The following is a 23193-nucleotide window of genomic DNA, read 5'->3' on the forward strand; positions in this document are numbered from 1 at the left end:
TTCGCGCTCAACCCCTACATTGGCACCGAACGATGATTCCCCAGTAATCCGTCGTCCGACGGTGACGACCTAAGGTCGAGGACCGACGAAGACGACGTTTGGCGCAGCGGCCAATATATCGACAGTAACACGCACGTCCCCGTCAGGAGAAGAGGGAACTGCAAACTGGTATATCGCATCCGCGCTGGCGCCTGCCGGGATGGAATCCGGCCACACTGTGGTGCCCTCGCCGGTCAAGCCCGCCGCGGGAAGCCGGTCGTCCCCGCCATAGGTCAGCGTGACGTTCGCCCCCGCCGTGTCGACGGGCCCATCCGAATCGTTCGTGAGGCGGACAGTCACCTGGATCGCCGGCCCGCTGGGCTCGCCCGGGATGTCGTTGCCTGCGGTGATCGACTCGATTGCCGTGACTTCCGCGACCACGCCGTCGACCGCGGGGGCGGGTTCGTCGAGAGGCACCTCTTCACCGTCGCCGGGCTTCGCGACGTCGTCGGTGGCACCGGGCGTCGGAGTCTCGAATTCGGTGGGCTGTGGTGTCGGCGTCGGTCCCGGTGTGGTGGTGACCCCCGGTGTGGTCGACGCACCGGGCTCCCCCTGACCTGAGTTGCTGTTCGCGATCACGCCCCACACGATCCCGCCGATGAGGAGCACGGCGACCACGCCGACGATCGTCCATCCACGCCACCCCATCCGCCGCTGCGGACCTCCGACCGACTCAGTCACTGGTCTCTCCTCCGCGCCGGGTCTCCGCGTCGACGACACGGATATTCCGACATTCTAGGTGAGACTCGCCTGTCGCGACCGGCGCCCGTCCACCCGATCGTATTCGGGTCCGACAGGGTCATCGGCGTGCCTGGAACGATGGGTGAGCAATGAGGCCACGACGAAGAACAGGATGAAGGCAGTCGCACTGTCGATGAGACCGCTCTCCGTGACGGAGCGGATGATGACCAGCGTCAGCAAAGGCGTGATGAGCCATCGGCGCCGAGATGAGATCAGCGCGCTCGCCACGCACCACACGATCAGCGCTCCGATCAGCGCGGTGCCGATGAGCCCCGTCTGGGCGAGCAGCGAGGCCCAACTGCTGTCGAGCACCTGCTCGTCACGCCATTTGATGTCGACCGGGATCTTCTTGGCGGAGAGGCCGATGCCGATCCACTTCTGCCATTCGCTCCAGTCCCATCCGATCACGACCCTCCACACGTCGAAACGCGAGTCGAGAGCGGTGGAGGTGTCGTTCGACCCTGCTCGGGTGGCGAGGCTGCCGAAGACGTCGGTGAACGACCCGATCGCGTAGCCGAGTGGAAGAGCGCCGAGAAGAAGGTAGACGACGCTGCGGTCCCGGATGCCGTTGACCACCACTGCGACGCTGATTCCGACCACGATCGCGAGCAGGCCGGTGCGTGATCCGCTCGCCACGGCGATGCCGACCAGGAGGACGGCGGCGAGCAGCCGCCAGACCCGCACGCCGTTGCGCAGCATGAGGATGACGAGACCGACGATCGGCGCCGCCACAAGGCCGGCGAGTTCGTTCGGGTGGATCTCGGGGATACCCCCACCGAGACGACCGCTCGCCGCCAGGCTCGGCAGTCCGGTCACCGCCGCGACGACGGCCACTGAGGCCATCGCCGCGAGCAGGCACACGATACTCGTCACCCACGGCACCGTCGTGAGGAGGAAGAGGATCGTCGCCATCACCAGGAACATCCTGCCGACGAGGACGATCGTCGCAGAGTCGTTGCCCGCGAGAATCGACCCGAGAACACTGACGAGCAGCGCGACGGCGATCACTCCCGCGGGTGCGATACCGACGGCGACCCGCTCGCGCGTCCTCGCCGCCAGCGCGACCGTCGCGGCGAGCGCGAGAAGCGCGATGAACGCCTTGGCGACAACCACCCCATCCGCGCCGCCGGAGTAGATCGTCGCGCTGCGCCAGGGGATCACGCTCACGATGATCAGCACATAGAGAGCCCCCACCACCGCCACTCTCGCCGCGCTGGGATGGTGCGCGGACTGCTGCCGAGGCGGGCGCTGAAGATCAGTCGGAGCGAGCATGCGAGCCTCCGGCGCCCGCGGCGACGGTGTCGCGATCGGAGACTCGCCACGACTCGGCGATCGAGCCCAGCGACCGAGACCCCGTGTGCAGCATGACGACGCCCAGAGGGCGGACGCCCATGACCCGCAACCGTGTCGCCACGGCGACGAGGTCGGTCGCCGACGTCGAGTTGTGCCTCACCGTGATGATGAGACCGGCGCCCGGGCCCATGAGCTGTTCGATGAGCGCGGATGCGCCGGGTTCGCACACGACGATCACCACGTCGAAGCTGTCGTGCATGGAGCTGACCAGCTCGGGGAGCTCGGAGACGAGCCTCTCGAGCATGATGGGCTCCGCGGCGACGAAGACCGCTCTCTTGTCCTCATCGTCCGAGATCGTCGCCCCGTCGAGCACCTCGTTCAGGGTGTGCCCATGACCGGCAACGTGGGCCTCGCGGGTATCGATGACACAGGCGGTCGCGCCGATCAGACGCTGCGCTTCGAGCATCCCGGTGACCGCATCGTCGTCGATCGCTCCGTCCGAGGCGGGGACGAGCACATGCGTTCGCATGCGCCCTCCGGCGAGCGCCACGAGGTTCCCGGCCGCCTCCTCGTATGCGACGATCGCGCCGGAGCCGTCATCGGGACGGAGTCGACTGCGCCGCGGGATCTGCCCGATGACCGGGAGACCCGAGGAGCGCCGCACGTCGGAGATGGTCCGAAGCCGACGGTTCGTCGTCGTGCGATAGACCGCGATGATGGCGCCGAGCGCGAGGCCCGCGATGCCGCCGAGTCCGGTGATCGCGGTCACCTGAGGCGAGATCGGCGCAAGGGGAGCGACCGCCGGGAGCACCTGATCGAGTGCCACGGTGTACCGTGCGTCGTCCTCGTCGTTCTCGGTCTCGCCGATCAGCTCCGAGAGATGCGTCGCGGCCGAGTTGGCGATGTCGGTGGCGAGCTCAGCGGTGGGAGCATCAGCGCGCACCACGAGCAGCACCGTGTCGGCCGTGTTCTCGGCGGACAGCATCTGTCGAATGTCACGGTCGGTGTACTCGTCCTCGTCGAGGTCGAGTTCTGCGCGCACCTTGTCGATCACCTCGGGGCTGTCGACCAGCGGCGGATAGGACTTGATGCGGGCGAGGCTGAACTGATTCCGCTCGAAGAGAGACGCCTCGGTCGAATCGACGCGGAGCAGCAGTGTCGACGTGGCCGCGTACGTCTCGGGCAACAGCTTCGTGACGAACCACCCCATGCCGGCACCGAGTACCGCGAGTACGACGATGACAACCCATCCCTCGCGCAGGATACGTCCATAAGGGACATCTTCCATCGCCAACCCCCTCAGCCGAAGACAGGGCCTAAACCTATCATTCACGGTCCTGTGCTCTGTCACCACGCGGGCTGCCGGGGCCACGACCCGCGACGACCAGCCAACGCAGGCCCAGACCCCCGAGCAGTGATGCGACGGCGAGCGCGAACGGCAGCGTCGACGGTTGCGCACCCAGCGCGATCATCACGATCACGGCCACGATCGCGAGGATCGTGTCGGAGAGACGGATCACGAATACCGCTACCTGGCGACCGGCGACCGCCCCCAACGCCCCGTACGGGGTCACGACAGCGACGGACATTCCGTAGGCCAGCCATGCGATCACAGCAAGCGGGTCGACCTCGACATCGAACAGGAGCGGACTCACCCACGGGATGAGCACCACGGCGATCGCGCTCATCACCACCGTGCCTGCGAGCAGGAAGACCACGACACGGTCGGCCTCGCGTACGGATCCGCTTCCGCCTGCCTTGTGCTGGTCGGCGAAGCGCACGAAGAGGAAGGACGAGAGCCCGCCTATCACGAGGATCAGCGGAGAGGTGTAGGTGCGAGCGGCCTCGAGCAGACCGACGGCGGTGAGCCCGGCGCCGGCGAGCACCAGCAGACGCAGCACGGTGAACAGGCTCGGGCGCAGCACCTGCTGAAGCCCACGCCACATTCCATACCGCCAGACCGCGGCCATGTCCGCACCACGGAGGCCCACGAGACGCCTGTCGCTCCGAGGTGACAGGAACCAGCCGACGAACGTCGCGACGATCTGTCCCGCGGCGATGCCGCCGAGGAAGGCGGCGAGTGTCAGGGTGCCCGTGACATGCACCGTGAGGATGATGGCGAGCGCGACGATGAATCCTGCGACGTCGGTGATCGCGGTGCGGATGAACAACAGATGCGCGATCAGCATCCGCCGGACGATCTCCTCGACCGCGAACGCGGCGAGAGCAAGTGCGAACAGCGCGGATTCCCCTGCGTCAGAGAATCCGGTGAGCCAGGCGATCAGGAAGGAGCCGACCGCCAGCACCGCGGATGATGCGAGCAGCATCGCCTCGAGGCCTGCCCTGATCGGGCGCTGCGAGCGGTCGAGCACCACGAGGGAATCGCCGACCAGGCCGGTGACGACAGCGGTGGCGACGATCACCACCCCGTACAGGATCGCGAATCGGCCGTACTCCTCGATGCCGAGCAGTCGGGCGACGAGGATCTGCAGGAGCAGACCGATACCCGCCTGCGCCGCCTGCGCGATCACGGCCCCCAGTGCCTTGCGCTTCATGTCGCCTCCCCGCCTGACATCCTCGCACGCCATCGACGTCGCTCGATCCCGGCGTCGGAGCGCGGCCATCCGCAGCACCGGCGGCCCCGGTCGTACGCTCTTCGGCTCAGAGCTCGCCGGGCTTCATCGCCTCGGCATCGATCGCCCGTATGATGCGCAGCGTCGCCGTGTCCGGCTTCGGCTCCCCGTCCTCCGTCGCCTCCTTCGCCCGCCGCTGCGGCGCGTAGACCACGAGGGAGTGGAAGAGGAATCGCGCGAAGAAGGCGACGATGAGCGACAGCCCCGTCGCGAGCACGCTGGAGATATGCCAGGTCTCGACCATGAGCGCCATCACGGGGATCCGCAGTGCGGCTTCGACGTTGTTGAAGGTGAACGACGCGGCGAATCGGCCGCCCAGTCCGCGTGCGTCCGTGCGCATGTCTGCGAAGACGAACCGCTCCTGCAGGAGGAAGTTGCCGATGATCGTGACCTCGGCGCCGATGATCGCGGCCCATATATAAGGAACACCTGCGGCGGTGAGCAGCCACATGATCCCCAGGTTCGCGGCCGCGCCGATCACTCCGATGATCGCGAAGAGCGACATCTTGCCGAATCGGAGTCTGGCCAGGTGCGCCACGAAGGTCGCTCCCTGACGCAGGCTCGCTTTGGAGGTCCCGTGACGACGCTCGCCGAACTCCATCGGCACCTCGGCGATGCGGAGGTCCGTGCGAGCGAGGATCTCGAGGAGGATCTTGAATCCCTGCGGCTTGAGGGCTGCCAGGTCCAGACGCGACCGGTCGACGAGGAAGAACCCGGTCATCGGATCGGTGCTGCGGGCGAGACGGATCGGGAACATCGCCCGTGTCAGCCAGGTGGCCGCCCTGGAGACACCGAAGCGGACCGCCGTTCCCAAGCCGCTCGTGTCGCCGCCGCCGATGTATCTCGAGGCGGCGACGAGATCGGCGCCGCCTTCGCCGTGCCTTCCCAGGAGAACGGGAAGCAGCTCGGGCGGATGCTGCAGGTCGCCGTCCATGACGATGCAGAGATCGTGCTGTGCGGCCTCCAGCCCGACGACGACCGCTCCCCCGAGCCCACCGGTGTTGTCGGCCCGGTGGATCACGCGCACGGGCAGCGGAGCATCGGCTGCCACCCGCTCGACCTCGGCGGCCGTGCTGTCTGTGCTGTCGTCGACGAACAGGATCTCGGCGTCGTACGCGGCGAGCGCGAGCGCGGTGCGGGCCACCAGTTCAGCGACGTTGTCGCGTTCGTTGAAGGTCGGCACGATGACGGTGACCGCTGTCCCCACTGTCCGCCCCCTTCGCCTGTACCGGCATCACTGCGGACTCCATAGTTCCATGTGTTCCTATGCGTCGGGAAACCGCGACCTGCTAGAGTGACGGGATGCGGCTGTGGGAGTCGCTGGGCGGATGGGGATCCGCCTCTGGGGAAATACTGATCTGGGGAGATCATGGGGACGCGCATCGGCTATGCCGTGGGTGCTTTCGACCTGTTTCACGTCGGGCATCTCAACCTTCTTCGTCACGCCAAGCAGCACTGCGACATTCTCGTCGCCGGTGTCGTCAGCGATGAGATGCTGCGGCAGGTGAAGGGCATCGAGCCCGTCATCCCGACCGTTGAGCGGGCGGAGATCGTCCGTCACATCTCGTTCGTCGATGATGTGTACGTCGAGACCACGCCGTCGAAGATGGATTCGTGGCGAGACGTGCAGTTCACGCACTTCTTCAAGGGCGACGACTGGCGGGGCACCGAGAAGGGCCTGCGGCTCGAGAGGGAGTTCGGGGAGGTCGGCGTCGAGGTCGTGTACTTCCCGTACACCGCGCACACGTCGAGCTCGTCGCTGCGTCGTGCGCTCGATGCGATCAGCGCAGGCGCGACCGTCGGCGGCGCTCCTGCGCTCGCGACGCGCTGACTGCCCCTGACTGACGGCGGGGCGGGCCCGGGCCGGACCCTGCCGTCAGTCAGTTCGCGACGCCGAGCAGGCTGCGCGCCATCCGTGCGACGTGCGGCGGCGTGTGCGCACCGAGCCAGACCGTCCATTGCAGCGCCGGCTCCGCGCACGTCCACTCGACGCACCAGGAGTGCACCGCGTTCGCGAGGCGCTCGCCTTTCGCATGCTGACGGGCACCGTCACCGCGCAGCAGCCACCGCACGGACACTCCCTCGGGCACGTCGATGTGGCGGAACTGGATGCGAGCGGCCGCCTCGATGAGGATGACCCCCTCGGCATCCCACGGCATGCGAGCGGCGATGGCAGCGATGGCCCCGGCATCGGTCGAATCACCCGCGATCAGCACGACTCCCTCGATGTTCTCCCAGTCCGGATCCTCGAGGTGCTCGCATGCGCTGTTCATACGCCCGAGTATAGGTAAGGGTACCCTTATCTATCAATGGCGGATCAGTCGCATCGCCGCATCCGCCGTCTCGGCGCCTGCCCAGCCGAGCGGCTCTACGCTGGATACATGACTTCTCCTGCAGACTCCGCCATCACGATGTTCGGTGCCGATTGGTGCCGCGACTGCATCCGCACCAAGAAGCAACTCGACTCCCTCGGCGTGGAGTACACCTATGTCGACCTCGTCGCCGACCCCTCCGCGGCCGACGTCGCGAAGGAGATCTCCGGTCGCACGAACATCCCCGTCGTGGTCTACCCCGACTCCTCGCACCACGTCGAGCCGTCGAACGCGGACGTCGAGTCGAAGCTCCGCGAACTCTCCCTGATCTGACCTGAAGCGGCCTCGTCGCGCACCGATACACTGGCGCGATGAGCACCGCGGCTCGGCCCGAACGAGCGTCCGTCCGCCTGCCCGTTCGCACGGTCGCCCTGTACGCGATCGGCTCGCTCGGCACAGGCGGCTATGCCACGCTGCCCGGGCTCGTGCTGACGTACTTCCTGACCGACAATCTCGGCGTCGCCGCACTCGCGGCCGGTCTCATCGTGACCGCGGCGAAGATCTGGGACGTCATCATCGACCCCCTGATCGGCGCAGCCTCGGACCGCCAGTACGCGAAGACCGGTTCGCGTCGCGGACTCATGGTCGTCGGCGCTCTGACACTCCCCGTGTTCTTCGCGTTGACTTTCGCGGTGCCGTCGTCGTGGGGGCCCCTCGCCGGCGCGGTGTGCGTGCTGCTCGCGTTCCTCGCCACCGCGACGTCATTCAGCCTGTTCCAGGTGCCCTACGTCGCGCTGCCCGCCGAGTTGACGTCGGGGTACGACGAGCGCACCCGCCTGCTCGGGTGGCGCGTGGTCGTGCTCACCGCATCCATCCTGCTCTTCGGCGCCGGTGGACCCGAGTTGAGACGGGCGACCGCCGACCCCGTCACGGGATACCTGCTGATGGGCGTGGTCGCCGGTGTGGTCATCGGCATCGGCATGCTCATCGCATCGCGGACAGCCGATGCGGCCGCGCGGAGCATGGCCGCGGCTGACCGACCGAAGGCCCTCGCCCCCGTGGGCCTGCGTGAGCAGTACGCTGCGGGCCTGCGCACGTTGCGTCGCAGCCAGCCCTTCCGCGCACTGCTCGGCACGTTCCTCCTGCAGGCGCTCGCCACCGGCACGATGCTCGCCGGCGCGCAGTACGTGGCCACTTGGGTGCTGCGCTCGGAGGACGCCGTCACGCTGGTCTTCCTGGCACTCGTCGGTCCCGCCCTGGTGGCGACGCCCGGCTGGACGATCGTGGCGCGACGCCTGGGCAAGGAGCGGGCGTTCGCGATCGCGAGCGGGGTCTTCCTGACCGCCGCCGCATCGCTCGTCGTCGCGGTCTGGACGCCGGGAGCATGGATGTACGGCTCGATCGCGGTGGCGGGCATCGCCTACGCCGGGCTGCAGTCGCTGCCCATGGCGATGCTCCCCGACGTGATCTCGCACGATGAGCGGCACAGCGGCCGCGGGCAGGCGGGTACCTTCACGGGAGTGTGGACGGCGGGAGAGACCATCGGGTTCGCGCTCGGAGCGAGCGCTGTGTCCCTCACCCTCGCCGCGACGGGCTACGTGTCGAGCGTCGCAGGTGCCACAGCCTCACAACCGGATGCCGCGATCACGGGCATCGTGCTCGCGTTCAGCATCCTCCCCTCGTTCCTGATGGCAGCGAGCCTGCTGACGCTCCGCCGCTACCGTCTGCGTCGCGCCGACATCGACACCCGACCGGAGTACGCGACATAAGCTGGGATCCCGTCCGAAGGAGACGCCGATGACTTCTGCGACAACGCCCGCCGCTTCGACGGCGAGCCCCGAGCTGGGTGAGGCCGAGCGCACTCGCCTCGACACCGCGATCGAGGACCTGCACGCCGGCACCCGAACCTGGGCAGCGCTGACGCTGGCTCAGCGGGTCACGCTCCTGCGGGCCGTCCGCTCGAGCGTCGCCGCCGCTGCTGAGGACTGGGCGCACACCGCAGCCGCCTCGAAGGGCCTCGACGCCCGGCATCCGCTGCGTGGCGAGGAATGGCTCAGCGGTCCCTACAGCGTTCTCGGCGCCCTCGACGCCTACATCGAGACCCTCGCGCGCCTCGCGCACGGCACCAATCCGCTCGACGGGATCACGATCGACCGCGCCCCCGGTGGACGCACCCGCGTGCATGCCTTCCCTCTCACGGGCCTCGATCGGTTCCTGCTCTCGGGCTACACGGGCGAGGTCTGGCTCGAACCCGGGGTGACCCCGAACGGCGCACGCGCCGCGGCCGGACTGGCCCAGCGCACACCCTCGGAATCGGGAGGCGTGGGGCTCGTGCTCGGCGCCGGCAACATCACCTCGATCCCCGTGCTCGACGTGCTCTACGAACTGCTCGCGCACAATCGCACGGCGCTGCTCAAGGTCAATCCGACCCAGGATGCGCTGGTGCCCGTCTACAAGCGGGCGCTCGCACCGCTCATCGGCCCAGGACTGCTGCGCATCACCCGTGGCGGGCCCGAGGTCGGCACCTACCTCACCGGCCATTCCAGCCTCGCGCACGTGCACATCACCGGATCGGCCGCGACCTTCGACACGATCGTGTGGGGCACCGGAGCTGCCGCCACCCGGCGACGCCGTGAGGACCGCCCGCTGCTGAAGAAGCCCATCACCGCCGAGCTCGGCGGAGTATCGCCCATCATCATCGTGCCGGGCGAGTGGACCGACGCCGATCTCACGTACCAGGCCGAGCACATCGCCACCATGCGCCTGCAGAACAGCGGCCACAACTGCATCGCCGGACAGGTCGTCATCATGTCCTCCGACTGGGCGCAGGCCGATGACTTCCGGGCGGCGCTCCGCCGCGCCTATGCGAACGCTCCGGAACGACCGATCTGGTACCCGGGCTCCCCCTCGCGGATGCACCTCGCGACCGACGCGTACCCCGATGCCCTCGTGCTCGGCGACAGGGTGCTGGTCGAGGTCTCCGAGGGCGACGACGCCACGGCGCTGCAGAGCACCGAGTACTTCGCCCCGGTGCTGGGCGTCGTCTCGCTCGCCGGAACCGGTCAGGAGTTCCTCGACTCGGCGGTGGCCTATGCGAATGACCGGCTGCAGGGGACCCTCGGGGCGAACCTGCTCATCGAGCCGTCGACCGAGAAGGCCCTCGGCGCCGGATTCGACCGTGCCATCGCTGCCCTGCGCTACGGGTCTATCGCGATCAACGGCTGGACCGCCTTCGGCTTCATCACCCCGACGATGACCTGGGGAGCATTCCCCGGCAGCACGATCGCCGACGTCGGCAGCGGCATCGGAGTGGTCCACAACGCGCTCCTTCTCGACCGCGTCGAGCGCTCGGTGATCCGCGGACCGTTCCGTCCCTTCCCCCGGTCGCTCCCGGTGGCGAATGGCGGCGGACGCCTCAGCATCCTCCCGAAGCCGCCGTGGTTCGTCTCCGCGCGCACGGGGGCGACGGTCAGCGAAGGGCTCACGCGATTCCGCGCCGACGGCGGTCTGATCCGGCTGGTGAAGACGCTGACTGCGGCTCTGCGCGCCTGACGCGCTCCCTGCGGCCGCGAGCCGTCAGGCCGAGAAGCGGTCGGTCGCGGCACGCAGCGCTCGCTGGATGCCGGGCTCCGTCGCCGAGTGACCCGCGTCGTCGACCACGACGAACTCCGCCTCCGGCCAGGCCACGTGCAGATCCCACGCCGTCATCATCGGCGTGCACACGTCGTGGCGTCCCTGCACGATGACCGTCGGGATTTGGCGGATGCCGTCGACACCGTCGATCAGCTGACCCTCGCTCCACCATCCGCGATTCACGAAGAAGTGATTCTCGATCCGGGCGAAGGCGATAGCCGTGTCCGGGTCTGACATCGCCTCGATCTGCGCGGCGTCCGGGCGAAGGGTCACGGTCGACGCCTCCCACCGTGACCAGGCCACCGCCGCCGGACCATGCACCGCAGGGTCGGCGTCGAACAGACGCCGGTGGTAGGCCTCGATCATGTGCGAGCGCTCGAGCACCGGAATCGGAGCGATGAACTCCTCCCACAGGTCGGGGAACAGCGCGGCGGCCCCGCCCTCGTAGAACCATTCGAGCTCTGCGCGCCGAAGGGTGAAGATGCCTCGCAGGATCAGCTCGCTGACGGCATCCGGATGAGCCTGCGCATAGGCGAGTGCGAGCGCGCTACCCCACGATCCCCCGAACACCTGCCACTGCTCGACGCCGAGGTTCTTGCGCAGCAGCTCGATGTCGGCGATCAGGTGCGCGGTGGTGACGAAGCGGAGGTCGGCGTCCGGCGCACTCGCGTGCGGGGTGCTGCGCCCGCAGCCCCTCTGGTCGAGCAGCACGATGCGGTAGACATCCGGGTCGAAGAATCGTCGCTGCCAGGGCGAGGTGCCACTGCCCGGTCCGCCGTGGAGGAAGACCACGGGCTTGCCCTCGGGGTTCCCGCTGACCTCCCAGTACATGCGGTGTCCGTCACCGACGAGCAGCTCGCCCGTCTCATGGGGCTCGATGGGCGGGTACAGCGCGTCCAGGTCCATCGCGCCTGCCTACAGCTCTCCGCCGGACACGGTCAGCGGCTGCTCACAGACGTCCAGACCGTTGGTGTATCCCTGGGCGAACCAGGCCTTGCGCTGCACACTCGTGCCGTGCGTGAAGCTCTCGGGATTGACGGTGCCGGACGACTGCTGCTGGATGTTGTCGTCGCCGACGGTGTTCGCGGCGTTAAGGGCGTCCTCGAGCTCCGCCTCGGTCGGCGGCAGGAGGTAAGGAACCCCGTCGGGGTCCTTCTCCTTCGTCATCTGCCCGATCCACGCACCCGCATAGCAGTCGGCCTGCAGCTCGACGCGCACGCCGTTGCTGTCCGGCCCCGTGCCGTTGTTCGGGTACCTGTCCATGACGCCGGTGATGTACTGGATGTGGTGTCCCCACTCGTGCCCGACGATGTACAGCTGGGCGAGGTTGCCGGCGGATGCTCCGAACTGCTGCTCCATCAGATCGAAGAACGTGGGGTCGATGTAGACCGTCTCATCCGGCGGGCAGTAGAAGGGACCGACCGCGTTCGACGCGGTGCCGCAGGCGGTCGAGGTCGCTCCATCGACCACGATCAGCTGCGGCGGCCGATACGGATCGATGTAGTCCTCCCAGTAGCCGTCGAGCGCGAGCTGGGATGCGGCGACACGGCAGTCGACGTTCTCGTTGGCATCCTCGCCGGTCTGGCAGTTCTCGATCACACTGCCCCCCTGCGGCTCCGTCCCGCCACCGGTCGTGCCGCCGCCCAGGAGGCCGGTCAGATCGATGCCGAGCAGGGGTCCGGCGATCAGGGCGATGATGCCGAGCAGGCCGACGCCGCCCGCTCCGGCTACGACGGCACCACGGCCACGTCGGCGGGCCGTGTTGCCGGAGACGTCTGCGTCAGGGTTGAAGGTCATGCCACGAGGGTACTCTGCACCACGGGCTCGCACCGTCGTAGGCTCGAGGCATGACGACCACCATCACGCTCACGGGTGCGGGCGGACAGATCGGCTACGCACTGCTCTTCAGGATCGCCGCGGGAGACCTGCTGGGCCCCGACGAGAAGGTACGGCTGCGGCTGCTGGAGATCCCTCAGGGGCTCGGCGCCGCCGAGGGTGCGGCCCTCGAACTGCAGGACGGCGCCTTCGGACTGCTCGAGCACGTCGAGGTCACGGACGACCCGGCCGTCGGCTTCGACGGGTGCGATCTCGCTCTGCTCGTCGGCGCGAGACCGCGCGGGCCGGGCATGGAGCGCGGAGACCTGCTCGCGGCCAACGCCGGCATCTTCGGTCCCCAGGGTGCCGCTATCGCCGCCCATGCCGCGGATGGCGTGCGGGTCACGGTGGTCGGCAACCCGGCGAACACGAACGCGCTGATCGCGTCGGCCTCGGCGGACGGCGTTCCGGCCGAGCGATTCGCGGCGCTCACCCGGCTCGACGAGAATCGCGCCAGAGCCCAGCTGGCACAGACGCTCGCTGTGCCGGTCGACACCGTGCGACGTGTGCCGATCTGGGGCAATCACTCCGCGACGCAGTTCCCCGACGTCTCGCACGCGACCGTCGGCGGCAGGCCCGTCGCGGATGCGCTCGAGGCCATCGTCGGCGATGTGCCCACGTGGCTCGAGCAGACCTTCATCCCCCGGGTCGCGAAGCGAGGTGCCGAGATCATCGAGGTGCGCGGCTCATCGTCCGTCGCCTCCGCCGCGAACGCCACGATCGAGCATGTGCGCGACTGGGTGCGCGGCACCGACGACTGGACCTCGGCCGGCGTGGTCTCACATGGCGAGTACGGCGTGCCCGCCGGCCTGATCTCGTCGTTCCCCGTGCGGTCGGTCGACGGAGAATGGCAGATCGTCGAGGGGCTCGAGGTCAGCGAGTGGGCCCGCACGCGCATCGACGCCTCGGTGGCCGAGCTCGTCGAGGAACGGGACGCGGTCACAGCCCTCGGGCTGCTCTGAAAGGTCACCGCTCCGGCTCCGCGCAGGGCAGAATGGATGCCGGAGGTGCGCGATGAGCGAGACGATCGATCCCATGAAGGCGACGGCATCCGTCGACGAGGCCCTGACGAGCCCGCTGCATCTGCCGCACGCGGCTGCGGAGTGCCCCAAGTGCTTCACAGAACTGCAGCAGAATCGCGACTTCTGGCTCGCACGCCCGGACGGTTCACGTCTGGTCGGGCTCGTGGTCTCCCGCGAGGGCATGCCCTCGGTGGTCGAGCAGCGCGACGATCTCACGCGTTTCGGGGTGCCGATCGAAGGATTCCGGCACCCCGCTCCCGACATCCTCGAGAGCTGGAGCGATCGGCTGTCGCGATTGATCAGCACGCTGAAGCCCGGTGACGTCCTGGTCGTGGCGAACATCAACGCTCTCGGCCGCGACTCCGAAGAGGGCGCACGTACCGCCAAGGAGCTGCGTCGCCACGGCATCATCGTCAAGGTGCTGAGTCACGACGCCCGTCATCTGGCCGACGCCACGCGCTGAGGTCGCGGGTTCACACGTCTCGCGCTCAGAAGTCTCCCGAGCGAAGTCGAGCGAGAGTTCCCGCTCCGATCTCGGCGCGGGCCTCGGGGCGTTTCCCGTAGAAGGAGACCAGTTCCGCGAGGATCACCGGATCACTCGCGAGATCGCGCGTCGCCCACGAGGATGGACGCGTCGTCGTCGTACGGACGACCACGCGATCGCCCTCCAACGATGCAGCCGAGATCTCATCCCAGGCCGCATTCACGCGGTTGCGTGGAATCCGCAGCTCGACCCCGTCACGACGCAGGGTGAGGCGATGGCCGTCGAGAGGACGGAACCACGAGCGCACGCCGACGGTGAGCAGGATCAGCCCGATCACCGGCACGCCCAGCAGAGTCAGTATCGTCATCCGTTCGGCAGGAACGGTGAAGATGCTCCACGCCCATCCGGCGAGGAGCAGCGCTCCGGCTGCGACGAACGCGCGCAGCGGCCAGACGACCTCCGCCGCACCGCCGAACACGACCGTCGATCCGTCGACCGCAACCCGTACGACCCTCACCCGTTCGATCCGGAGATGAGCGGTCAACAGCCACGCCGCGACGCCGACCGCCAGCACGACCCCCGATCCGAGGAGCATCATGGCCGGGGCGGGGTCAGCCAGCAGTGTGACCGCATAGAAGACGACTGCTGCCGTGAGCACGACGCCGAGCACCACCAGCCCCGTCGTCGACCCCTTCTGGCCCTGCCATCCGGCATGGCCGGGAACCCAGACGGTCTCCGCGGTCTTCTCCTGCCCCATCACCCGAACAGACCCTTCCACGCCTTCCCGACGCCGTCACCGACGTCGCCGACGAAATCGGTGGTGTTCTCCCACGCGTCCTCGGCGAAGTCCGTGGTCGCGTCCCATGCGTTCTCCATCCCTGCATCGATGGACTCCCGCACGTCCTGCGGCACCCAGCTCTCGTACGCCCAGACAGCGCCGGCGCCCACTGCCACCGCAGCCCCGCCGACGACGACCGCAGTGCCCCAGACCGGCAGGGTGATTACACCCGCCGCGGCGAGAGCCGCGACGCCGGCGGTGGCAGCGATGCCGCCGACGACACCGCCGCCGATCTCCACAGCAGTGGAGGAGGGGTCGTCACCTGTGGACATGTCGGAACCCAGGTTCCAGATGTCGATGCCCCAACCCACGACCGGCAGCGCCTTGCTCGCTCGGGAGAGTCGCCGAGCGAGGTCTTCCGCCTCGTCCGCCGCCCAGCGCATTCCGCCGGGGTTGGCCGCCTCCGCAGCCGCCTTCACAGCCGGGTTCCCGGACCGCAGCTCGCGCACGAAGTCGGAGGCCCCGAGGCGGAGATCCTCCGCGTGGGAGACAAGGTCGGTCGCCGTCGTCTTCCACGCGAGCGCCTGCCCTTCGAGGTAGAGCTTCGGAGCCTCACCGCCCGCCTCGTGGAGCCCGGCGAGGATCTTCTGTGCGGTGGACTGCGTCGGGAGCCCATCGAGGAAGCCGTCGAGATTCTCGCTGATCCAGACTTCGAGCTCGCCCCACCACGAACCGACGTCCTCGGCGATCTTGTTGTACAGGTCGATGCGGTCGAGGTGCTGCTGCCACTCATCCCAGTACGGATCGTCGCGGGTCGCAGGACACACGGGAATCAGGGAGACCGGCCGACCGATCACCATTCCGTTCACGGGGAGCCCCTCGCCGCGGGCCTTCTCCCGATGCGCGGCGAAGTCCTCCTTCATCCGCTCCAGCTGGCCGGCGTACGAGCGCAGCTTCTCCGCCGCGTCGCGCGCCAACCCTGCGATCTCGTCCGCCGCGTCCGTGGTTCGCGACAGGATGGTGACGTAGTCGTCAGCCGATTCGCCATACCAGTGCGATCGCACGCCCGTGGGGATGAAGCTCGTCGTGCGGGACGACCCGTCGGCCGCGTCTTTCAGACCGGGATCGAGCCACTCCGCAGCCGCCCGCACCTGCGCGGCGTCACCATGGGTGGTCGTGTCGATCGTCATCAGAGGTCCTCGACGATCGTCGCGACCGGGGTGAGCTGATCGATCACGTCCTGCTCGTTCGTCGCGGAATCCTGTGCGATGGCACGGACGATCTCTCCGAGCGTGCCGTTGATCCGGTACAGCGCGTCGACGCCGTCACCGACCCGCATCATGATCGCCGCCACCGCATCGGAAGCGAGGCCACCGTCGACGGCGGTCGGAATGGCGGCGAGCTTGCCTTCGATCGCCTCCACGGCCTCCTCATGCATGCTCGCGTGGACGGCCATGACCTCCGGGTCCATCGCGATGCGAGTCATGCGATCGCCCCGTCCCGTCGATACGACGCGGGCACATCGAGATCGAAGATCACGACGTCGTACGGCTGCGCGCGCTTGATCTCCGCGAGGTCCTCGGTGCGCACCAGGATCCACGGCTGCCGTTCGCCCGCAAGCGTCAGCAGCCGGTCGAGCGCCGTGTATGCGAGGAGAGCGAGCCGCCCGTCCTTCAGCTCCCTGATCTCGACGAGCTGCGCCTCCGGAGTCGACGTCACGCTCAATGGCAGATACAGCACGGGCGGCACCATCGGCTGAGACGGCGTTAGGGGTTCGAAGGTCATGACGGCCTCTCTCTCGGTCCTACTGGTAGCTCGGCGGCACCCACAGCAGCTGGGCGGCGACCAGCCCGCGGTCTCGGCTGACGATCTGGGCACGCCCCGGAATGGCCGGGATCGCCTTGACCTTGCCGATCAGCTGACCCTCCTCGGGGTTTCCCGAGAGCAGGATGCCGGTGGCACCCAGGTCGGTCATCCGCTGGATGATCGGATCGTAGGCCGCGCGGCTGGCTCCGCCGGTGCGACGCGTGAGGATCACGTGGAGCCCGAGGTCGGCGGCCTGCGCGAGCAGAGGCGCGAGCACAGCGACCGGATTGCCCTGCGACGTCGCCACGAGGTCGTAGTCGTCGATCAGCACGAAACCTTCGGCGCCCTTCCACCACGACCGGGAGCGCAGCTGGTCGGGTGTGACATCGGCGCCGGGGATGCGGCTCTGGAAGAACTGCGCGAGCTCGCTCATCCCGCCCTCGGTCATCTCGTGCGACGTGAGGTAGGCGCCGAGATACTCCTGCGGGATCTCGCCCAGCAGTGCTCGGCGATAGTCGACGACGAAGATCTTCGCCTCCGTCGGGCCGTAGAGACGCGTGATCTCATGCACGACGCCACGGAGCATCGACGACTTGCCCGAGTCGGCGTCGCCGTAGAGGTAGAGCAGAGGCTCGTCGAGCGGATCGATCGAGAACGGGGCCAGGTTGGCCTCGTCGATTCCCAGCAGGATCTCGCGGGGTTCCGAGCCGTCGGTCGAAGCGGCGGCGGCGACCGCTCGCAGATCGGCGTGGCTGATGCGCGACGGCAGCAGACGAAGCTTCGGACCCGCGGGGCCGTGCCACGCTGATGCCACCCGGGTGACCAGGTCGTCGATGCCGTCGGCCAGCGAGGAGGCGTCATCGACACCGTCGATGCGCGGCAGTGCGGTCAGCATCTGCAGGCCGTTCTCGTTGAGTCCGCGGCCCGGGATCGACGTGACGTTCTCGGCGGCCTTGCGGTTGACCTCGGAGTCGGTCGGATCGCCGAGGCGCAGCTCGATGCGGGTGCCGATGAGGTCCTTGATGTTGGCTCGGACCTCCATCCAGCGCGACGCCGTGATGACGATGTGCACACCGTAGGTGAGGCCGCGCGCGGCGATCGCCTGGATCTGCGGTTCGAGCATCTCGAACTCGGCACGCAGGGTTCCCCAGCCGTCGACCAGGAGGAAGATGTCGCCGTAGCCGTCGTCGGCGAGTCCCTGGGCGCGGCGCTGGCGGTAGGTGTCGATCGAGTCGATGCCGTTCTGACGGAAGTACACCTCGCGGGCGTTGAGCAGGCCCGTGACCTCCGCCACCGTGCGACGCACGATGTCGGGTTCCGAACGCGTGGCCACCCCGCTGATGTGCGTGAACCGCTGCAGGCCGGTGAAGCTGCCGCCGCCGAAGTCGATGACGAAGAACTGCACCTCCTGCGGAGTGTGCGTGAGCGCCAGCGCGACCAACGTGGTGCGGGCGAGGGTGCTCTTGCCGCTGAGCGGAGCGCCCACGATCGCCATGTGACCGGCCGCCCCTCCGAGCGAGATCGCGAGGTTCTCGCGTCGCTGTTCGAGCGGCACGTCGACGATTCCCAGCGGCACGGTGAGTGCGCCGGCGCCCCGCCAGCGCGGGGAGATGAGACCGAGGGCGGGGTCTTCGACGAGGTCGCCGAAAAGCTGGTCGAGCGTCGCGGGCGTCTCGAGCGGCGGGAGCCACACCTGATGGGCGGCCGGTCCTCGGCCACTCATCGTCTCGACGGCGATCTCGAACGTGTTGCGCTTCTCTTCGGGCTCGGCGTCGACGACGACCTCAGGCTCGTCGACGGGCGTCTCGGCCCGCCACACGGGTGCTGCGGTGAAGAGCTCGACCGCTGTCGACCCGGTGCTCTGCGCAGAGCCCGATGTCGCGCGGCGCCGACGGCGGGGCGGGGGCCCGGACACATAGGCGGCGCGGAACTGCGTCATCGTCTCGGTGTCGGACTTCAGGATTCCGGCACCGGGCTGAGTGGGCAGGTGGTACGCGTCAGGAACTCCGAGCACGGTGCGCGACTCGGCGGCTGAGAACGTGCGGAGGCCGATCCGGTACGACAGGTGCGTGTCGAGACCGCGCAGCTTGCCCTCCTCCAGGCGCTGCGAGGAGAGCAGCAGGTGCACTTGGAGCGAACGTCCGAGGCGACCGATGTTGACGAACGTGTCGACGAACTCCGGCTTCGCCGACAGCAGCTCCGAGAACTCGTCGGCGACGATGAGCAGAGCGGGAAGCGGAGCGAGGTCCGTGCGTCCGCCACGGCGGGCCTTCTCGTAGTCTGCGACGTTGGCGAAGGGCCCCGTCGCCCGCAGCAGCTCCTGACGGCGGACCATCTCGCCTTGCAGCGCATCCTGCATACGGTCGACGAGCGAGATCTCCTCGCCGAGGTTAGTGATGATCGCCGAGACGTGGGGCATGTCCGCCATACCGGCGAAGGTGGCACCACCCTTGAAGTCGACCAGCACGAAGTTGAGCTGCTCGGGAGAATGCGTCATCGCCAGCGCGAGCACGAGCGTGCGGAGGACCTCGGACTTGCCCGAACCCGTCGCACCGATGATGAGGCCGTGCGGGCCCATGCCCTGCTGGGCCGATTCCTTGATGTCGAGGATCAGAGGGCTGCCGTCTTCGGTCTGCCCGATGGGCACCCGGAGACGGTCGCGCTCGAGACGCGGGGCCCACGCGGCATCGAGATCGAGATCGCGGACGTCGGGAAGGCCGAGCAGCTCGACGAGCTCCGCCTGATCGGTCGCGCTCTTCTTCTTCGCGATGGTCGTGCCACCCGCGTAGAGGGCGATGAGTCGACGCGCTGTCGCCTCGGCCTCGACGATGCTGATCGAGTCGGCTTCGAACGGACGCGCAGGCACCTGCAGGCTGACCAGCTCGGCTCGGCGACCCTTGTCCCCCGGCTCGAACGCGATGCGCAGGGCGTTCGGATCGTCGAGATCGCCCCACCGCGAGGGGAGGTCGATCACGGTCACACCCTGCACGCCGTCGCCGCTGACGAGCGCGTCGTTGAAGGAGGTGCTGACCCCATCGGTCAGGATGACGATGTGCGGCACCTTGGCACCGGATCCGTCACGCGCGAAACGCGACCGCTCCCTGACCTCGGCCGGAAGCATCTCCTCGAGCTCCGACAGCTGAGATCCGATCATGCGCGCAGCGCCGAGTCCGTCCCTGACCGTGCGCGAGTGCGTGTGCGGCATCCACTTCGCCCACTCCCACTGCGGGAGCACCGCCGCGTCCGCCGCGATGACGACCTGCACCGTGTCGGGATCGTGCATCGTCGCGAGGTGCAGCAGGATGGCGCGCGCGAGGCCGCGGGACTCGGTCTCGTCTCCCGTGATCTCGACACGGGCGTAGTCGCGCAGCGTGATGCCGAGCGAGAGGTTCTTCTGGATCTCGTGCGTCAGCATGAAGCGGTGCGCGGCAGAGGCGGCGACCGGGTCGAGCTGGGCGAGCGGCGGCAGCTCCGGTGCCTCGAGCGAGATGCACAGCGGCTGGTCGCTCGTGCCGACACGTACCGTCAGGAAGTCGGGGTCGTTCATCCCGCGTTCCCACACCCTGGTGCGCTCTTCCGCGATGTACGGCAGCGCCGACGGTGCGGGGAGGTGCCAGTTCGCGGCACGGCGCTGCTGGCGAGCCGCGACCCGCACGGTCTGACGCAGCTCGGTCAGGTAGGCGAGATACTCACGGCGCGAGCCGAGCGTCGCGGCCTGCCGCTGGGATCGCTGACGCCATCCGTTCACCGCCACGAAGCCGAGCGACGACAGCAGGAACATCCCGCCGGTGAGCAGTCCGGTCACCGACTGGTTCGACATCGTGACCATGACGATCGCGCCCACGCTGCCCAGCATCGGCAGGAGGGATCCGAGGATTCCCATACCGCCGTCATTGGGCTGCAGCTCGGGCGGCGCCTGGACGGGGAGCTTTCCGGAGGGAACTCGGGGCGGCGCGAGACGGGGTCCTGTCATGCTCTCTCTCCGGCGCTGCTGTCGGTGGCCAGCAGGAGGCTGATGGTGAAGCTGCGATTGCCGATGCGCACCCGGTCGGCATCGTCGAGCAGAACGCGCTCGCCGGCGACGAGCTCGGTCGTCTGCCCGTCGTCGGATCGGATGTCGGACCCGTTGGTGGAGCCGAAATCGGTCACCCAGGTTCTGCCGCGCGAGTGCTCGAGCCGGAGGTGCGTCTTCGACACCGAGGAGTCGGGGTCGGTCACGGTCACCAGGCGATCGTCGTGCACACTCGCCACCGGCGCGCGACCGATGTTCGCCGCCAGAGGGAGCCCCAGCTGCACGCGCTGGCCGGTGTCGAAGATCAGGAGCAGCGCCCCGGACTCGGATGCCGGAGTCGGAGCATCGGAATGCTGCGCAGCCGCCGGGGCGACGGTGAAGAGCGGCTTGTCGTCACCCTGGGCCGCGGGGGCGGGCTTCTCGGTGCGGTGCGAGGCCGCGCGGGCGTCGGTGGGCTCGGAGTCCTCGTCGACGACGGACGGATGGGCACCGAGAGGCACGACCTGCGGAGGAGCGAGCGGAGTGGCGACCTCGGCGACCGTCGCCTCCTGCGGCGCATCGGCGGGCGCCCGAGGCGGGACGGCGACGACGACCGTGCCGGCCACGCGATCGGCCCACGATTGACGACGTCCGCCACGGTCCCATGCGCTCGAGGCGACGACGACCCAGCTGCCGACCGCGACGAGGAAGCCGGCGCCGGTGATGATCCCCCGCACGAACTGGCGCCCCACGCCGGGCGAGTACGGCCGGTCGCCGCGAGACGCGCGCAGACGCAGCACGGCGTTGCCCAGGGTGAGTCCTGTGCGCGCTTCGAGCACGCACAGGAAGATCGCGAGCTCGGCGACCGTGAGGCCGGCCAGCAGCATGCTGCGAGTGGTGATGAGGACGATGGACGCGGCGAGGATGACGGCGGCGCTGTCGAGCGTGAAGGCGGCGATCCGCGCCCCGGTCCCCGCGGGCGAGCCGACGAAAGCCGGACCGAGCCCGTCTTCGGGTCGTCTCGTCCTGGCGCGTGTCGAGACGATCGGAGTGGGGCTGGGAGGCGCGGATGCGGACCGGAGGGGCGCGCCGTCGACACCGGGGGCCGCGGCGATCAGCGCCGGCGGGAGCGCAGGGACCTCCCCGAGCTGGCCGGGTCCGGGCTGGACGGGCGGGATAGCTCCACCGCCCGGCCAGGACTGTGGTTCACCGTTCCCGCTCATCCGGCCATCATTCCACGAACGAGGGACAGCACATTCGCGTAGAGCAGCGCCGCGGGAAGGGCGAGGGCGACGGCGAGCCATTCGAAGGCGTCACCGAAGCGCGACCAGATGAGCGAGCTCGCACCGCGGGAGACGGGGATGATCACGGCGACCGCCGCGAGGCCCACCGCGAACAGCACGGCGGCGCCGAGCACCTGGAAGCCGGAGCCCAGCGCTGCGGCCGCCTGCAGCCCGGCGACCACCGACACCACCGCTGCCGCCGCACGCGGGAGCCAGCGGAGGATGCGCGATGTCGTGTGCCGAGGGGTCAGGAGGAGTGCGAGCGCGACGCAGACGAGGAGTGCGATGCCACCCGAGATCACGAAGGGGTCGTCCGGCCACGGGCGCAGGAAGGCGAGAGGAGCCATGAGCGCGGCGACGACGCTGAGCACTGCTGTTCCGGCGATGAGCCGGGCCGAGGAGTCATCGACGACGGCGATGATGCGCTCGGGCCGCAGCAGCCCGACCGACTCCGGGATCGCCCCTCGGACCGTCCACCGGCTGGTCATGAAGTGCTTGTAGTCGATGAAGTACCCCTCCGGGAGGTTCACCAGGCTGCTGGGCAGTGCGCGCAGCCCGAGCGGCACGAGTCCGAGAGAGATTGCTGCGGCCTCGGCGGGGCCCCATCGCAGCAGCAGCGAGAGCCCCCAGACCGCCGCGAGACCCACGAGGAGCACCGTCGCCGTTCCGGCGGCCGCGCGCATCGGACGGGCTCGGGCAGAGACGGCGATGACCGAAGTGGTGATGCCCGCGGCGAGGAACCCGGATGCGGCAGAGAGGTGCGCACTCGCGTCGAGCTGAGCCGGGATCAGGAGCGCTCCGGCCGAGAACGACAGGAGGACAGGCGCGAGGACGCCGAGGATGCCGCGCACCCCCGCTGCGGAGTCCCGGCGCGACCATGCGACGGCACCGCTCACGGCGCCGACCACGAGGAGGAGACCGATCAGGAGCCTGAGCAGCGGATCTCCGGCCCCCTGGGCGAAGACCGCGACGAGCAGCAGTCCGCTGACGCCGAGCATCCACCATCGGGCGCCGTGGTCCGCGCGCGAAGGCCGCTCCGGCGCGCCCGTGGCTCGCGCCTGCGGCGCGAGTGCCGTGCGGTCGATCAGCGCGTAGAGGCCTCCGTCGATGAGGTCCTCGCATTCGGTGTCGCCGGGGATCTCGAATCCGCCGGGACCGATCGTCGCGAAGCGATCGGCCGTCGACAGTCCGCTGAGGACGAGCGCGTCATCGAGGGTCTCGTCGAAGGGAAGCGAGAGGTCGAAACGACGGTCCTCGCTCTGAAGAACGATCCGACGCCGTTCTACCGTTTCGACTGACATAC

The 23193-nt window shown here is 68.8% G+C and carries 21 protein-coding genes; 6 read left to right on the plus strand and 15 right to left on the minus strand.

Features of this window, described 5'->3' with window-relative positions; genetic code table 11:
• Positions 1-69: 69 nt before the first annotated feature.
• From ACZZZF_RS08785 to ACZZZF_RS08805, 5 genes are all read right to left on the minus strand, one after another.
• Complete coding sequence (locus ACZZZF_RS08785; protein ID WP_463497979.1) at positions 70-720, minus strand: hypothetical protein; 651 nt, start codon at positions 718-720, stop codon at positions 70-72.
• Positions 721-774: 54 nt separating this feature from the next.
• Positions 775-1974: an O-antigen ligase family protein gene (locus ACZZZF_RS08790; RefSeq protein ID WP_463497981.1), complete on the minus strand. Its 1200-nt coding sequence runs from the start codon at positions 1972-1974 to the stop codon at positions 775-777.
• A gap of 61 nt (positions 1975-2035) precedes the next feature.
• Positions 2036-3361, minus strand: a complete 1326-nt coding sequence (locus tag ACZZZF_RS08795; protein WP_463497983.1) for a hypothetical protein — start codon at positions 3359-3361, stop codon at positions 2036-2038.
• 37 nt (positions 3362-3398) lie between these two features.
• The gene (locus ACZZZF_RS08800) at positions 3399-4628 is read right to left on the minus strand and encodes a lipopolysaccharide biosynthesis protein (RefSeq protein ID WP_463497985.1); all 1230 of its coding nucleotides are present in this window, start codon (positions 4626-4628) and stop codon (positions 3399-3401) included.
• Positions 4629-4734: 106 nt separating this feature from the next.
• Positions 4735-5913 carry a glycosyltransferase gene (locus ACZZZF_RS08805; protein ID WP_053098690.1) on the minus strand — a complete coding sequence of 393 codons (1179 nt, stop codon included), beginning with the start codon at positions 5911-5913 and terminating at the stop codon, positions 4735-4737.
• 162 nt (positions 5914-6075) lie between these two features.
• Between ACZZZF_RS08805 and ACZZZF_RS08810 the strand changes: the two genes are divergently transcribed.
• A complete protein-coding gene (locus ACZZZF_RS08810; protein WP_053098689.1) occupies positions 6076-6537 on the plus strand; it encodes an FAD synthase family protein in 462 nt (153 codons plus the stop codon).
• Positions 6538-6586: 49 nt separating this feature from the next.
• Here the strand turns inward: ACZZZF_RS08810 and ACZZZF_RS08815 are convergent, their stop codons facing one another.
• On the minus strand, positions 6587-6979 hold the full coding sequence (locus ACZZZF_RS08815) for an SIP domain-containing protein (RefSeq protein ID WP_056276678.1): 393 nt from the start codon (positions 6977-6979) through the stop codon (positions 6587-6589).
• A gap of 108 nt (positions 6980-7087) precedes the next feature.
• Here ACZZZF_RS08815 and ACZZZF_RS08820 point away from each other — a divergent pair, with 108 nt between their 5' ends.
• From ACZZZF_RS08820 to ACZZZF_RS08830, 3 genes are read left to right on the plus strand one after another with little or no spacing between them, the layout of a single operon-like run.
• Entirely contained in the window at positions 7088-7351 is a 264-nt protein-coding gene (locus tag ACZZZF_RS08820) for a glutaredoxin family protein (protein WP_053098687.1), read from the plus strand.
• A 38-nt stretch (positions 7352-7389) separates the two neighbouring features.
• A complete protein-coding gene (locus ACZZZF_RS08825) occupies positions 7390-8787 on the plus strand; it encodes an MFS transporter (protein ID WP_463497987.1) in 1398 nt (465 codons plus the stop codon).
• Between the two features lie 28 nt (positions 8788-8815).
• Positions 8816-10570, plus strand: a complete 1755-nt coding sequence (locus tag ACZZZF_RS08830; protein ID WP_463497989.1) for an aldehyde dehydrogenase family protein — start codon at positions 8816-8818, stop codon at positions 10568-10570.
• A 24-nt stretch (positions 10571-10594) separates the two neighbouring features.
• Here ACZZZF_RS08830 and pip read toward each other — a convergent pair whose 3' ends face one another.
• Positions 10595-11557, minus strand: coding sequence for a prolyl aminopeptidase (gene pip / locus ACZZZF_RS08835; protein ID WP_463497991.1), 963 nt, complete (start codon positions 11555-11557; stop codon positions 10595-10597).
• A gap of 9 nt (positions 11558-11566) precedes the next feature.
• Positions 11567-12448: a KPN_02809 family neutral zinc metallopeptidase gene (gene ypfJ, locus ACZZZF_RS08840; protein WP_056276671.1), complete on the minus strand. Its 882-nt coding sequence runs from the start codon at positions 12446-12448 to the stop codon at positions 11567-11569.
• A 50-nt stretch (positions 12449-12498) separates the two neighbouring features.
• On the opposite strand from ypfJ, the gene ACZZZF_RS08845 reads away from it, so the two are divergent.
• Together ACZZZF_RS08845 and ACZZZF_RS08850 are read left to right on the plus strand one after the other, a co-directional pair.
• On the plus strand, positions 12499-13488 hold the full coding sequence (locus ACZZZF_RS08845) for a malate dehydrogenase (RefSeq protein WP_463497993.1): 990 nt from the start codon (positions 12499-12501) through the stop codon (positions 13486-13488).
• Positions 13489-13540: 52 nt separating this feature from the next.
• A complete protein-coding gene (locus ACZZZF_RS08850) occupies positions 13541-14011 on the plus strand; it encodes a recombinase family protein (RefSeq protein WP_056276664.1) in 471 nt (156 codons plus the stop codon).
• Between the two features lie 25 nt (positions 14012-14036).
• On the opposite strand, the gene ACZZZF_RS08855 is transcribed toward ACZZZF_RS08850, so the two are convergent.
• From ACZZZF_RS08855 to ACZZZF_RS08885, 7 genes are read right to left on the minus strand one after another with little or no spacing between them, the layout of a single operon-like run.
• Entirely contained in the window at positions 14037-14789 is a 753-nt protein-coding gene (locus tag ACZZZF_RS08855; protein ID WP_463497995.1) for a hypothetical protein, read from the minus strand.
• Positions 14789-16000 carry a hypothetical protein gene (locus ACZZZF_RS08860; protein WP_463497997.1) on the minus strand — a complete coding sequence of 404 codons (1212 nt, stop codon included), beginning with the start codon at positions 15998-16000 and terminating at the stop codon, positions 14789-14791. Before ACZZZF_RS08860 ends, ACZZZF_RS08855 begins: the two co-directional genes overlap by 1 nt.
• The gene (locus ACZZZF_RS08865; RefSeq protein WP_053098679.1) at positions 16000-16296 is read right to left on the minus strand and encodes a hypothetical protein; all 297 of its coding nucleotides are present in this window, start codon (positions 16294-16296) and stop codon (positions 16000-16002) included. The genes ACZZZF_RS08860 and ACZZZF_RS08865 overlap by 1 nt, the downstream gene beginning before the upstream one ends.
• Positions 16293-16595: an SAV_915 family protein gene (locus tag ACZZZF_RS08870; RefSeq protein ID WP_053098678.1), complete on the minus strand. Its 303-nt coding sequence runs from the start codon at positions 16593-16595 to the stop codon at positions 16293-16295. The genes ACZZZF_RS08865 and ACZZZF_RS08870 overlap by 4 nt, the downstream gene beginning before the upstream one ends.
• Positions 16596-16614: 19 nt before the next feature.
• Positions 16615-20589 (minus strand): type VII secretion protein EccCa, encoded by a 3975-nt coding sequence (gene eccCa, locus ACZZZF_RS08875; RefSeq protein WP_463497999.1) that lies wholly within the window; start codon positions 20587-20589, stop codon positions 16615-16617.
• The gene (locus tag ACZZZF_RS08880) at positions 20586-21830 is read right to left on the minus strand and encodes an FHA domain-containing protein (protein WP_053098676.1); all 1245 of its coding nucleotides are present in this window, start codon (positions 21828-21830) and stop codon (positions 20586-20588) included. Before ACZZZF_RS08880 ends, eccCa begins: the two co-directional genes overlap by 4 nt.
• Complete coding sequence (locus ACZZZF_RS08885; protein ID WP_053098675.1) at positions 21827-23191, minus strand: hypothetical protein; 1365 nt, start codon at positions 23189-23191, stop codon at positions 21827-21829. Before ACZZZF_RS08885 ends, ACZZZF_RS08880 begins: the two co-directional genes overlap by 4 nt.
• Positions 23192-23193: the final 2 nt, after the last annotated feature.

It is taken from the genome of Microbacterium sp. AC215, from assembly GCF_979258645.1.

Coding starts and splice junctions, on each gene's coding strand:
- ypfJ (WP_056276671.1), bottom strand. CDS start 12,448: ATGACCTTCAACCCTGACGCAGACGTCTCCGGCAACACGGCCCGCCGA.
- ACZZZF_RS08830 (WP_463497989.1), top strand. CDS start 8,816: ATGACTTCTGCGACAACGCCCGCCGCTTCGACGGCGAGCCCCGAGCTG.
- eccCa (WP_463497999.1), bottom strand. CDS start 20,589: ATGACAGGACCCCGTCTCGCGCCGCCCCGAGTTCCCTCCGGAAAGCTC.
- ACZZZF_RS08825 (WP_463497987.1), top strand. CDS start 7,390: ATGAGCACCGCGGCTCGGCCCGAACGAGCGTCCGTCCGCCTGCCCGTT.
- ACZZZF_RS08855 (WP_463497995.1), bottom strand. CDS start 14,789: ATGGGGCAGGAGAAGACCGCGGAGACCGTCTGGGTTCCCGGCCATGCC.
- ACZZZF_RS08860 (WP_463497997.1), bottom strand. CDS start 16,000: ATGACGATCGACACGACCACCCATGGTGACGCCGCGCAGGTGCGGGCG.
- ACZZZF_RS08820 (WP_053098687.1), top strand. CDS start 7,088: ATGACTTCTCCTGCAGACTCCGCCATCACGATGTTCGGTGCCGATTGG.
- pip (WP_463497991.1), bottom strand. CDS start 11,557: ATGGACCTGGACGCGCTGTACCCGCCCATCGAGCCCCATGAGACGGGC.
- ACZZZF_RS08810 (WP_053098689.1), top strand. CDS start 6,076: ATGGGGACGCGCATCGGCTATGCCGTGGGTGCTTTCGACCTGTTTCAC.
- ACZZZF_RS08885 (WP_053098675.1), bottom strand. CDS start 23,191: ATGTCAGTCGAAACGGTAGAACGGCGTCGGATCGTTCTTCAGAGCGAG.
- ACZZZF_RS08865 (WP_053098679.1), bottom strand. CDS start 16,296: ATGACTCGCATCGCGATGGACCCGGAGGTCATGGCCGTCCACGCGAGC.
- ACZZZF_RS08880 (WP_053098676.1), bottom strand. CDS start 21,830: ATGAGCGGGAACGGTGAACCACAGTCCTGGCCGGGCGGTGGAGCTATC.
- ACZZZF_RS08800 (WP_463497985.1), bottom strand. CDS start 4,628: ATGAAGCGCAAGGCACTGGGGGCCGTGATCGCGCAGGCGGCGCAGGCG.
- ACZZZF_RS08815 (WP_056276678.1), bottom strand. CDS start 6,979: ATGAACAGCGCATGCGAGCACCTCGAGGATCCGGACTGGGAGAACATC.
- ACZZZF_RS08845 (WP_463497993.1), top strand. CDS start 12,499: ATGACGACCACCATCACGCTCACGGGTGCGGGCGGACAGATCGGCTAC.
- ACZZZF_RS08795 (WP_463497983.1), bottom strand. CDS start 3,361: ATGGAAGATGTCCCTTATGGACGTATCCTGCGCGAGGGATGGGTTGTC.
- ACZZZF_RS08870 (WP_053098678.1), bottom strand. CDS start 16,595: ATGACCTTCGAACCCCTAACGCCGTCTCAGCCGATGGTGCCGCCCGTG.
- ACZZZF_RS08850 (WP_056276664.1), top strand. CDS start 13,541: ATGAGCGAGACGATCGATCCCATGAAGGCGACGGCATCCGTCGACGAG.